This is a genomic window from Methylobacterium radiodurans (assembly GCF_003173735.1).
GTDB lineage: Bacteria > Pseudomonadota > Alphaproteobacteria > Rhizobiales > Beijerinckiaceae > Methylobacterium > Methylobacterium radiodurans.
Genome location: NZ_CP029551.1, coordinates 2446710 through 2458481, shown reverse-complemented (window position 1 = coordinate 2458481; position 11772 = coordinate 2446710). Strand labels below are relative to the sequence as shown.

The 11772-nt window shown below is 69.2% G+C and carries 10 protein-coding genes; 1 reads left to right on the top strand and 9 read right to left on the bottom strand.

Annotation, left to right across the window (positions count from 1 at the left end):
• Positions 1–4: 4 nt before the first annotated feature.
• The 6 genes from lpxA to DK427_RS11300 form a co-directional block, all read right to left on the bottom strand.
• Complete coding sequence (gene lpxA / locus DK427_RS11325) at positions 5–823, bottom strand: acyl-ACP--UDP-N-acetylglucosamine O-acyltransferase (protein WP_109951340.1); 819 nt, start codon at positions 821–823, stop codon at positions 5–7.
• Entirely contained in the window at positions 820–1284 is a 465-nt protein-coding gene (gene fabZ / locus DK427_RS11320; protein WP_066920983.1) for a 3-hydroxyacyl-ACP dehydratase FabZ, read from the bottom strand. Before fabZ ends, lpxA begins: the two co-directional genes overlap by 4 nt.
• 130 nt (positions 1285–1414) lie before the next feature.
• Positions 1415–2467: a UDP-3-O-(3-hydroxymyristoyl)glucosamine N-acyltransferase gene (gene lpxD / locus DK427_RS11315; RefSeq protein WP_109954115.1), complete on the bottom strand. Its 1053-nt coding sequence runs from the start codon at positions 2465–2467 to the stop codon at positions 1415–1417.
• Between the two features lie 172 nt (positions 2468–2639).
• A complete protein-coding gene (gene bamA, locus DK427_RS11310; RefSeq protein ID WP_109951339.1) occupies positions 2640–5198 on the bottom strand; it encodes an outer membrane protein assembly factor BamA in 2559 nt (852 codons plus the stop codon).
• A 394-nt stretch (positions 5199–5592) separates the two neighbouring features.
• The gene (rseP, locus tag DK427_RS11305; RefSeq protein ID WP_109951338.1) at positions 5593–6750 is read right to left on the bottom strand and encodes an RIP metalloprotease RseP; all 1158 of its coding nucleotides are present in this window, start codon (positions 6748–6750) and stop codon (positions 5593–5595) included.
• Between the two features lie 202 nt (positions 6751–6952).
• Positions 6953–7882 carry an AEC family transporter gene (locus DK427_RS11300; RefSeq protein WP_109951337.1) on the bottom strand — a complete coding sequence of 310 codons (930 nt, stop codon included), beginning with the start codon at positions 7880–7882 and terminating at the stop codon, positions 6953–6955.
• 185 nt (positions 7883–8067) lie between these two features.
• Here DK427_RS11300 and DK427_RS11295 point away from each other — a divergent pair, with 185 nt between their 5' ends.
• Positions 8068–8928 carry a 3'-5' exonuclease gene (locus DK427_RS11295; protein WP_109951336.1) on the top strand — a complete coding sequence of 287 codons (861 nt, stop codon included), beginning with the start codon at positions 8068–8070 and terminating at the stop codon, positions 8926–8928.
• Positions 8929–8937: 9 nt separating this feature from the next.
• Here the strand turns inward: DK427_RS11295 and DK427_RS11290 are convergent, their stop codons facing one another.
• From DK427_RS11290 to DK427_RS11280, 3 genes are read right to left on the bottom strand one after another with little or no spacing between them, the layout of a single operon-like run.
• Complete coding sequence (locus DK427_RS11290) at positions 8938–9279, bottom strand: DUF6883 domain-containing protein (protein ID WP_109951335.1); 342 nt, start codon at positions 9277–9279, stop codon at positions 8938–8940.
• Between the two features lie 6 nt (positions 9280–9285).
• Positions 9286–9510, bottom strand: coding sequence for a DUF4926 domain-containing protein (locus DK427_RS11285; RefSeq protein WP_109951334.1), 225 nt, complete (start codon positions 9508–9510; stop codon positions 9286–9288).
• Positions 9511–9570: 60 nt separating this feature from the next.
• Positions 9571–11772, bottom strand: coding sequence for a 3-hydroxyacyl-CoA dehydrogenase NAD-binding domain-containing protein (locus tag DK427_RS11280; RefSeq protein ID WP_109951333.1), 2202 nt, complete (start codon positions 11770–11772; stop codon positions 9571–9573).

Here is an 11772-nt window from a genome sequence, read left to right as displayed (position 1 = left end):
TGCGTCAGGCCGCGCTCGTCGGCGTCGGCACCTCGCGCGGCGTGCAGATCGAGCGCTTGCCGCCGGCGCGGATGAAGGCGAGGATCTCGCTGACCGCCGCGTGGGACTCGAACTCGGCCGCCACGTCCTCGACCCGCTCCATCAAGGTGCCCTCGGGGGCGAAAAGCAGACGGTAGGCCCGGCGCAGCGTGTGGATGTCCTCGCGGGCGAAGCCCCGGCGCTGCAGGCCGATGATGTTGAGCCCCGAGAGGTAGGCCCGGTTGCCCAGCACCATGCCGTAGGGGATGCAGTCGTTCTCCAGCCCCGAGAGGCCGCCCACGAAGGCGTGTGCGCCGACCCGCGCGAATTGGATCACCGCCGCGCCTCCCCCCAGGATGGCGAAATCGCCGACCGAGCAATGACCGGCCAGCATCACGTTGTTGGAGAAGACGACGTTCGAGCCGACCCGGCAATCGTGCCCGACATGGGAGTTCGCCAGGAAGGTGCAGCGGTCGCCCACCACCGTCTCCGAGCCGCCGCCCGCGGTGCCCGGGTTCATGGTGACGCCCTCGCGGATCGTGCACTCGGCGCCGATCGTCAGCGTCGTCTCCTCGCCGCGGTATTTCAGGTCCTGCGGCGGGTGACCGATCGAGGCGAAGGGATAGATCCGGGTGCGCGCGCCGATGCGGGTGTTGCCCGCGAGCACGACGTGGCTGACGAGCTCGGCGCCCTCGCCCAGCACCACCTTCGGGCCGACATGGCAGAAGGGGCCGATGCGGGCGCCCTCGCCGATCTCGGCGCCGTCCTCGACGACCGCGCTCGGATGGATCAGGGCGGCGCTCACGCGGTCACCAGCATGGCGCCGATCTCGGCCTCGGCCACCAGCGCGCCGTCGACCCGGGCCTCGCCGCGGAACCACCACATGGTCTTGCGCTGGTTGAGCTTCTTCATGTGGAACCGCACCTGGTCGCCCGGCACCACGGGCTTGCGGAACTTGCACTTGTCGATGGTCATGAAGAAGACCTGCTTGGTCTGGACCGTCTCCGACATGATGTGCCGGCAGCAGATCGCGCCCGCCGTCTGGGCCATGCCCTCGATCAGCAGCACGCCGGGGAAGACAGGCATGTTGGGGAAGTGGCCGGTGAACTGGGGCTCGTTCACCGTGACGTTCTTGATGCCGATGCAGCTCTCGTCGCGATCGATCTCGATGATCCGGTCGATCATCAGGAACGGGTAGCGGTGGGGCAAGAGCTCCAGCACCTTCTGGATGTCCGCCGCTCCGAGTTCCTGCACCGTCTCCGTCATCGCCTCTGAAGCCTTGTGTCCTGCCCGGGAGCGGCCCGGTTCATGCGTCGATCGTTGCGGGTGTTTCGTCCGAAACGCCGCGCGAAGGCAAGACGTCCGGGCTTTTCGGGGAATCAGGCGATGCCGATCCTCAGTCCTGCGCCTCGTCCCGGCCGGAGCGCTCGGCGAGCTTTGCCAGCGTCGTCAGCTCGCGGAACCACGCGCGCACGGGCTTGGCGGGCGTGCCGCCCCAGCGGCTGCCGGGGGGCACGTCGCGGTTGACGTTCGAGGAGCCGGCAATCTGCGAGCCGCGGCCGATGGTGAGGTGGCCGACGACGCCGACCTGTCCGCCGAGGACGACGTAATCCTCCAGCGTGGTCGAGCCCGAGATGCCGACGCCTGAGACGATCACGCAGTGCCGACCGATCACCACGTTGTGGGCGATCTGCACAAGGTTGTCGATCTTGGTTCCCTCGCCCACCACGGTGTCGCGGCTGGCGCCGCGGTCGATCGTGGTGTTGGCGCCGATCTCGACGTCGTCCTGCACGATGACGCGACCGATCTGCGGCACCTTGAGGTGGCTCGCGCCCATGGCGAAGCCGAAGCCGTCCTGACCGATGCGCGCGCCCGGATGCACGATGACGCGGTTGCCCATCAGGGTGTGAGTCAGGCTCGCCGAGGCGCCGATGGAGCAGTCGCGCCCGACCCGGCAGCCGGGTCCTACCAGGGCGCCCGGCCCGATCACGCTGCCGGCCCCGATCTCGGCGTCCGGCCCAATCACCGCGCCGGGATCGACTGTGACGCCCTCCTCCAGCCGCGCGTCCGGATGGACATGGGCGCCCGGTGCGATCCCGCGGGCGCCGAACTGCGAGCCGGGTCGCAGCGCGTCCGGATGAAGGCGCCCGAGGAGGGCGGCGTAGGCGCGGTAGGGATCGCGCAGCACCAGGGCGACGGTGCCGTCCGGCACCCGGGCGGCGAAGCGCGGGGAGACGAGGCAGGCCCCGGCCCGGGTCGCCGCCAGCGCGTCGCCGTAGCGGGCATTATCCATGTAGGCGAGGTCGTCGGGACCCGCCCGGTCAAGGGGCGCGGCACCCGTCAGAGTCCGGTCCGGATCGGCGCCCGCGGGGAGCGCGACGCCCGCCGCGTCGGCGACGGCGCCGAGTGTGAGGGCGGATCTCGGAACGAAAAAGTTCGGGTCGGACATGCTCTGAACCGTCGCGCGGGCCGAACGCGATTCGGCGCGCAAGGTCCCGTCCAGGGCGCCGCCGGGGCCGGCGCCTTCTCCGGCTCCTGAGGCGGATCGAAAGGGGCACCAATATGACGAAAGGGCCGTCCCGGTTGACCGGGACGGCCCTTCCTCAGGTCCGTTCGAGGGCTCAGAAGCGCGAGCCGCCCGAGAAGCGGAAGGCTTGGATCTGATCCTTGCCGATGCGGCCGGCATAGGCGCCGTTGACGAAGACCTTCTCGCCCTCGTCCTTCGACAACGCGTAGGCGTAGTCGAAGCGGATCGGGCCGAGCGGCGAGTTCCAGAGGATCGAGGCACCGATCGAGGAACGGATCACCGTCTTGTCGCGGACGTTCAGGCACTCCGGCTCAACGCCGATCGTGAAGGTGTTGAAGTTGCAGCCCGAGGGGCCGAAGCCGTTGATCAGGCGGTCGCCGTTGACGTCGAAGTTGCGGCGTCCGTTATAGCCGAACAGCGTACCGGCATCGGCGAAGACCGCACCCTTCAGGCCGAGATCCTTCGGGATGCCCCAGATCGGGAACTGGACCTCGACCGTGCCGCCCACATAGGTCGAGCCGCCGACCGCGTTGGAGCGGGCGTCCGTCGTGCCGATGTCGCGCGGGCCGATGCCGTTCGGCGCGAAGCCGCGCACCAGCGACGGGCCGAGGAAGAACTGATCGGTCAGGCGCAGCGGCTGGTTGTCGAGGGCCGAGATGTGACCGCCCTGGATGCGGACGAAGCCGACGACGTCCTCCCAAAGCTCCTTGTAGTAGCGGGCGTCGCCCGTCACACGGAAGAACTTAGAGTCGCCGCCCAGGCCCGCGACGTCGGGCTTCAGCTCGGCGTAGAAGCCGTTGCGCGGCGCGCCGATCACGTCGAGGGTCGAGTAGGCGAGCGTGACGCCCGCCAGCGAGGTGAGCGTGTTGCCCTGCGAGCCTTTGAGCGCGATCGAGGCCTCGCCGTTGTAGGCGCAGTCCGGGTAGCGCGCGAAGCCGGCAACGTTCTGGCCGTTGATGACGGTGCCCGCCGGATAGGTATCGGTGAGACCGGGGATCGGCACCGAGCAGTCGTTGTAGGGCCGGCGCAGCGTGTTCGGCACCTTCAGCTCGGTATTGTAGAGCGAGTAGCGCAGCGTGACGCCGAACGATTCGGTGATCGGTAGGCCGAGGCGGAGCTGACCACCGTAGACCGTGGTCTCGTAGCGCGAGTACCGGGTCAGGTCGCTGTACTTGTAGAAGGCGTCGAAGCCGGCGGCGAGCCGGTAGCCGAGGAAGTACGGCTCGGTGAACGAGAAGTCGACGCCGCGGGAGTACTGGCCGCCGGTGCCGGCCACGCGCACGTACTGGCCGCGGCCGAGGAAGTTCGACTCGGAGACCGAGACCTCGCCGATGATGCCGTCCTGGGTGGAGTAGCCGCCCGCGACGGAGAACGAGCCGGTGGGCTGATCCTCGACGTCGATGTTCACGATGACGCGGTCGGGCGAGGAGCCCGGCTCGTTCGAGAAGCGGACCTTCTTGAAGAAGCCCAGGCCGTTCAGGCGGCGCTCGGCCCGGTCGGTCAGCACGCGGTTGTAGGCGTCGCCCTCGCCGAAATCGAGCTCGCGGCGGATGACGTAGTCGCGGGTACGGGTGTTGCCGCGGACGTTGATGCGCTCGACGTAGACACGCGGGCCGTCCTCGACCACGAAGCCGAGCGAGACCTGATGCGTGGCGCGGTCGCGCTGGCCGGTCGGGCGGACCTGCGCGAAGGGGTAACCCTGGCGGTTGACGTCGTTGGTCACGCCCGAGAGCGTCTTCTCGACATCCTCGGCGTTGTAGACGTCGCCGACCTGGGCACGGACCTCGTCCTGCAGGCGGCCCGTGTCGACGCCGGGCAGGCGCGAGTCGATCGCCACCGCGCCGACGCGGTACTGCTCGCCCTCGGCGACCGTGACGGTGATGACCCAGCCGCTCTTCTCCTCGCCCTCGACGTAGCGGGCGTCGGCGTTGACGATCTGGAAGTCGGCGTAGCCGTTGCGCAGGTAGTAGCGCCGCACGAGGTCGAGGTCGTTGGCGATGCGGTCCGGATCGTAGACGTCCGAGGTCTTGACGAAGCTCAGGAAGTTCATCTCGGACGAGGTCATCAGACCCTTAAGCGTCCGCTCGGAATAGGCGTTGTTGCCGACGAAGTTGATCGAGACGATGCCGGTCTTATCGCCCTCGTCGATCTGGTAGATCACGTCGACGGTGCCGTTGGGCAGGTCGACCGTGCGGTAGGTGACCTTGGCGGTGCCGCGGCCGGCGCGGCGGTAGACTTCCTTGATGCGCTGCAGGTCGGCGTTCACGACGGCCGGGCTGAAGGCGCCACGGGACTTCGCCTCGATCTGCCCTTCGAGGGTGGCCTTCTCGACCTTCTTGTTCCCCTCGAACACCACCCGGTTGATGATGTTGTTCTCGCGCACCGTCACGACCGTGCGGCCGCCGCTCTGGGCGACTTTCACGTCCTGGAACATGCCGCTGGCGAGCAGGTTGCGCCGGGCTTCCTCGGCTGAGCCGGAGGCGGTGCCGGTGACGTAGGAGCGGATGGTGTCAGCGTCGACCCGACGGTTGCCCTGAACGACGATCTGCTGCGCCTGCGCGGCGGTGCCCGCGAGCACGCCGGCCGTCGCGGCGACTAGGACGATGGTCCGCTTCACCGACTCGCGCCGGCGCTTCCCCGTCATCGACATCATGTAATCGCCCGTCCGCGTTGTTCTTTCGAGAGCGTGCTCTCGCCTGCCGACGGGCAGCCGTTGTCCGGCCATCCCGTCACCTGGTCCAAGCGTAGCTCTTACCGGGATTCCCCGAGCAAGCAAACGTTACCGGGACCTCTCGCCTGGGGAATTTGCCGGGTCGTGGCCTTCGCGCCACTTAACGCAGCGTGGGTCCGTGCCGAGATCGATGGACAGGGTAAACCGCACGTAAACGCCGGCCGCGGAAGGGATTTCCGAGCCGGCGCGGGACTTTCTTAACGATTCGCAAACCCTGCGGGAGAGGCCTTCGGCAGCCTCGCGCCCGTCGGTTCCGGTGGGCGGATCGCGGCGCTACCGTGGCGCTACCGCGGTGCCGCGATGGCGGACCTGGGCCTCAGGTGTTGCGCCCCCAGGAGGCGCCGAGGTTCAGGATGTCGTTCCAGGCCGCGAACAGCATCAGCATCAACACCAGAGCGAGGCCGATGCGGAAACCAATCTCCTGCGCCCGCTCGCTCAGGGGGCGGCCGCGCACCACCTCGAAGGCGTAGAACAGCAGGTGGCCGCCATCGAGGAGCGGGACGGGAAAGAGGTTCAGCAGGCCGATCGAGACGGAGAGGAGCGCGATCAGTCCGACGAGGCCGCCGACGCCGCCGGTCTTAGCCACCTCGCCGGAGACGCGCGCGATTCCGATCGGACCAGAGAGCTGGTCGGCCGACTCGCGGCCCGTCACCAGCTTGCCGAGATACGAGAAGGTGCGCTCGACCACGAAATAGGTCTCGTGCACGCCGAGGTTCAGGGAGGCCAGCGGGCCGTACTCGACGAGGCGCGCCTCCGAGCCGTTCGGCGAGCGTATGCCGAGCCGCCCGACCCGGTGGCGGCCGAAGGGGGTGCGGTCCTCGTGCACCCGCGGGGTCGCCGTGATGGTGCGCTCCGCGCCGTCGCGCTCGACCGTGAACCGGAGGGTGTTGCCGGCGCTGCCCGTGACCGTGCGGTACATCGCGTTGAAGTCGCGCACCGGCTGGCCGTCGATCGCCTTGATCAGGTCGCCGGGCTCGAAACCGGCCTCGGCCGCGGCGCTGTTCGGCTCGACAGAGGCGACGCGGGCGGGCAGTTCGTAGCGCCCGCCGAGCCAGATCGCGCCGGCAAACAGCAGTATGGCGAGCAGGAAGTTGGCGATCGGGCCCGCCGCGACGATCGCGGCGCGCTTGGCGACCGGCTGCGTCGGGAAGCTCGTCGCCCGCTCCTGCGGGCTCATTCGGGCCAGCGCCCCGGGGTCCGGCACGCTGGCGCCGTTCACGTCGCCGTGGAACTTCACGTAGCCGCCGAGCGGGATGGCGCAGAGCTTCCAGCGGGTGCCGTGGCGGTCGTTGAAGCCGAAGAGTTCCGGCCCGAAGCCGATCGAGAAGGCGTGGACGCCGACCCCGCACCAGCGCCCGACCAGGAAGTGGCCCATCTCGTGGACGAAGACCACGATGGTCAGCACGAACAGGAACGGGATCACCGCGCCGAAGAAACCGGTGGCGGTTCCGCCCATCGCGTTCAGGAAGTCCATCTCGTCGATCCTCAAGACCTCGACCGGGCACCGCGGCGACCGGACGGCCGTGTCGGCCGCTTGCGCTCTAGCAGATCGTGACGCGCGGGGGCCAACGCAAACCTGCGCGAGGGGAACCGAGCGTCGCACGCCGCGCGGGACTTGGCGAGCCCCGACCTCCGTCTCTGCCCGCTATTCCCAGGCCGGTGCCCCGGACCCGGCGTCAGGCATGGCCCAGCAGGGTCAGCCACGCGATGGTGGTGGCCGGCGCGATCAGCGTCGAGACCAGCACGGAGGCGGCGATCAGCCCGGTCTCGGTCTTGTAGCGCATCGCCAGCAGGTAGGAGTTGATCCCGACGGGCATGGCGGCGAACAGCGTCGCCACGCCCGCATAGGCCGGCGGCATCGCGAAGACGTGGAAGGCCAGAACCCAGACCGCGAGCGGGTGCAGCACGCATTTCAGCAGCGCCACGACGAGGGCGCCCGGCAGGTCGAACATCACCCGGTAGCGGCGCAGGCCGGCGCCGAGGGCCACAAGCGCGCAGGTCGAGGCGGTGGCCGCGAAGGCGTCGAGGATCGCCTTCACGGGGCCGCCGGGCGTGAGGTGGAGCACCTTCAGCGCCATGCCGATGAGGAGCGAGACGAAGATCGGGTTCTTCAGGAGCACCAGCGCGAGGCTGCGCAGGCGCAGCAGCAGCGGCTTGTCGCCCTCGGCCTCGAGCAGGAAGGTCGCGAAGCCCATCATGATCGGCAGGTGGACGGCGAGCAGCAGGAAGAGCGGGAAGGCGCCCTCGTCGCCGTAGGCCTGTAGGATCATCGGCACGCCGACGAAGATCGTGTTGGACTGGCTCGCCGCGAAGCCGTGGAGGATCGCCCCCTGTCGGCCGATGCCCTTGCGCCTCAGTGCGATGAGCGAGCCGACGAGCCAGGACAGGCCGGCACCACCGAAATACGAGATCCAGTAGGACCACGCGATCTCGCCATCGAGCCCCGGCCGGGTCAGGGTGACGATGATGAGCGCGGGCACCGCGACGGCGAAGACGTACTCGGACAGGCCGTCGCTGACCCGCTCGGAGAGGAGCCCCACGACGGCCGCGGCCCAGCCGATCAGGATGATCCCGAAGATCGGGACGATGATCGTGATCGCGTTCACGGGCGGGACGGGCTTCCGGGATCTGGGGGCGGGACCTGTGGATTGGCCGGGCGCATACCATGTTCCGCCGGCAGCGCACGGGGGGCACGGCGCATGGCGCATCTGCGGGCTGACAGAACCGGCGGCCTGACCCCATTTCGGCCGGGATCCTGCGGGAGAGCCCGAAACCCCGCTATGATCCTCCGATGACCACGATCGCGATCGATTTCGAGACGGCCAACGAGCGGCGCGACAGCGCCTGCGCGGTCGGCCTCGCCTGGATCGAGGGGGGCCGCGTGGTGCGACGGGAATCGCGGCTGATCCGGCCGCCTGAGCTGCGCTTCGCGCCGGGCAACATCCGGGTCCACGGCATCCTGCCGGCTGACGTGCGCGACCGGCCTAGCTTCGCGGCGGTGATGGCGGAGTTCATGCCCGACCTCGCGACCGGCACGATCCTGGCCCACAACGCCAGCTTCGACATCGGCGTGCTGCGGGCCTCGCTCCATGCATGCGGGCAGGCCGCGCCGCCGCTCGCCTATCTGTGCACCGTGCAGGTGGCCCGGCGGGTCTTCCCGGATCCGGCCGGCTGTGGGCTCGCCAAAGTCGCCGGGCGGCTTGGCATCCGGTTCAGCCACCACGACGCGGGCGACGACGCCTATGCCTGCGCCGAGATCGCGCTCGCGGCGATGCGCGAGACGGAGACGGGGGACGTCGCGGGTCTCGCCCAAGCCATCGCCCTGCCGCTCACCCGGATCGACGGCAGTCCGCCCCCGCCGCCGCGGCCCGCCCGCGGGGCGATCGCCGAACGGGCGCTGCGGACGTTCCGCCCACCCGCCTCCCCTGCCACACCGCGTTTCACCGTCCGGGGCAGCACCGGCAACCGCTACGAGGTCACGCTGGACGAGCGCGCCGGCGCTCCGAGCCTGCGCTGCACCTGCATGGCGGGCCGCCACGGGATGCGCTGCCGCCACGTCAAGGCGCTCGCGGTGGGCGATGTGACCGACCTGCTCTCGGACAACGCGGTCGATCTGGTGCGGGTGTTGGGGTTGCTCGCAACGGCGCCTTAGGGCGCAGGCTCAGATCGGGAAGGCTGTGATCAGCCGCGGCGGGCTCATGCGTTCATGAGCCTGCATCCAGCTCGTACGGGTCTTCGGAGCCCGACCATCGGGCGTGAGTAGAGGTCCCTCCACTTCGAAGTGGAGACCCCATTCGTCAGACCAGATCTCGCGAATCGAATTCTCGGTCGCAGGCCGCTGAAGGGCAACGATCAAGTCCTCCGGCCGACGAGGATCGAATCCGAAGCGGACGAAGAACGCAGCCTTCGCGGCGGCTTCCGGACCGTTATCGAGGCAGGGGAGATAGCGCGTGACCTTGGCGAGGGGAACGTAAGCCCGGCGCCGCTCCCCATCGGAGAACACCGGCGTCTACCGGAGAGCCGTCAAATCCTCAGCCCGCACCGTCAGCACCGCCTGCACCGGATGCGTGAATTCCACGATGCAGGCCCGTCCGTCACCTAAGATCGCGACCACGGTTCCGGCCGCGCCGGCCGGAACGCGCGTGCCATCTCGTGCCTGCCGATCGGCCCGCAGCCGGGCGCGGTCGAGAAAGGATGGAGCGGCTTCGGTCAGGATGCCCGGGGCGTTCGTCATGCTCGCAAGATGAGCCGACCAACGCACCCGGGCACGGGCGCCTGGGCAACGGGAGCGCCCTCAGGCCGCCTGCTTCTCCGCCGAGCCGTAGAAGGTGCCGCCGTCCCGGGCCATCGCCAGGACGTTCTCCGGCACGCTGAAGCGGGCGCCGTGCTTCGCCTCCAGGGATTGCGCGAGGTCCACGAAGGCCCGTGCGCCCATGAAGTCGATGTAGGAGAGCGCGCCCCCGGTGAACGGCGCGAAGCCGAAGCCGAGGATCGAGCCGACATCGGCCTCGCGGGGATCGACCACCACGCCCTCGCCGACCGTTCGGGCGGCCTCAAGGGCCTGGACCACGAGCAGGCGGTGCTTCAGCTCGGTGAAATCGACCGCGTCGGGATCGAGATGGGTCGGCTGGAGTTCCTTCAGGCCCGGCCAGAGGCGTTTCGGGGCACCCTCCGGATAGTCGTAGAAGCCCTTGCGGTTCTTGCGCCCGAGCCGGCCCTGGTTCTCCACCAGCTCGACGAGAAGCTGCTTCTGGCCCGGATCGACCGCGTCCGGACCGAGCTGGGCTTCCGTGGCCTTGGCGATCTTCAGGCCGAGATCGAGCGCCACCTCGTCGTTGAGCGAGAGCGGGCCCACCGGCATGCCGGCCTGACGGCCCGCGCTCTCGATCATCGCGGGCGGCACGCCCTCCAGCAGCATCTTGTGGCCTTCGAGCAGGTAGGCCGTGACGCAGCGATTGGCGAAGAAGCCGCGGGAATCGTTGACCACGATCGGCGTCTTCCTGACCGCGCGGACGTAGTCGAGCGCGGTCGCCACCGCCCGGTCGCCCGTGGCGCGGCCGCGGATGATCTCGACCAGCATCATCTTCTCGACGGGCGAGAAGAAGTGGATGCCCACGAACTGCTCGGGCCGCCGCGATGCCTCGGCGAGGCCGCTGATCGGCAGTGTCGAGGTATTGGAGGCGAAGATCGCGTCGGGGCCGATCGCGGCCTCGACGCGGCCGATCACCTCGGCCTTCACCTTCGGGTCCTCGAACACCGCCTCGATGACAAGTTCGCAATCCTTCAGGTCGGCGTAGTCGGCGGAGGTCTGGATGCGGGCGAGCAGCGCCTCGCGATCGGCTGTCTTGGCGCGGCCCTTATTGATCTGGTCGGTGACGAGCTTGTGGGCGTAGGCCTTGCCCTTCTCGGCCGCCTCGATCGACTGGTCGATCAGCACCACGTCGAGCCCGGCATTGGCCGTGACGTAGGCGACGCCGGCGCCCATGAAGCCGGCGCCGACCACGCCGATCCGCTTGAGGGTGGTGGGGGGAACGTCCTTGGGCCGGCGCGCGCCCTTGTTCAGCTCGCCCATCGAGATGAACAGGGTGCGGATCATCGCCTGCGCCTCGGTGGTGCGCAGGATCATCGCGAAGTAGCGGCTCTCGACCTTGAGGGCGAGATCCATAGGCAGCTGCAGGCCCTCATAGACGGAGGCCAGGATCGCCTTGGCGGCCGGGTAGTTGTCGTGCGTCTCGCGGCGGTAGATCGCGTTGGCGGGCGGCCAGATCATCATGCCGGCCGGCGAGTAGACCTTGCCGGATGGCGCCTTGAACTTCGGCACGTCCCAGGGCGCGACCGCCGATCCCCCGCTGAGGATCCAGGCCCTGGCCTGGGCGACGATGTCGTCCTTGGGCGCCACCGCGTGGACGAGCCCCATGCCCTTGGCCATCTGCGGGCGGATCTGCTCACCCTTGAACAGCATCTGCAGGGCGTCGCCCGTCTGCATCAGGCGCGCGACGCGCTGCGTGCCGCCGCCGCCCGGGAACAGACCGACCTTGATCTCCGGCAGGCCGACGCGCGTCTTCGGATCGTCCGAGGCGACCCGGTGGTGGCAGGCCAGCGCCAGCTCGAAGGCCCCGCCCAGACAGATGCCGCTGATCGCCGCCGCGAAGGGCTTGCCGCAGGTTTCGAGCCGCCGGAACAGCAGAGAGAGGCGGCGCGATTCCTCGAAGAGGCGGACCATGGCGGCTTCCTCGCCGGCGGTCGCCTTCAGCTCCTCGTAGGCGCGGCCGAGGCCCTGCAGCATGGTGAGGTCGGCACCGCCGGAGAAGTTGTCCTTGCCGGAGGTGATCACGCAGCCCTTGATCGCCGCATCGCCCGCGACCGTCTCGACGATCTGCTGGAGCTCGTCCATCACCGCCTCGGTGATGACGTTCATCGAGCGGCCCGGCATGTCCCAGGTGGCGAGGGCGACGCCGTCGGCGTCGGTCTCGAAGCGGAAATTCGTCAGGTTCAT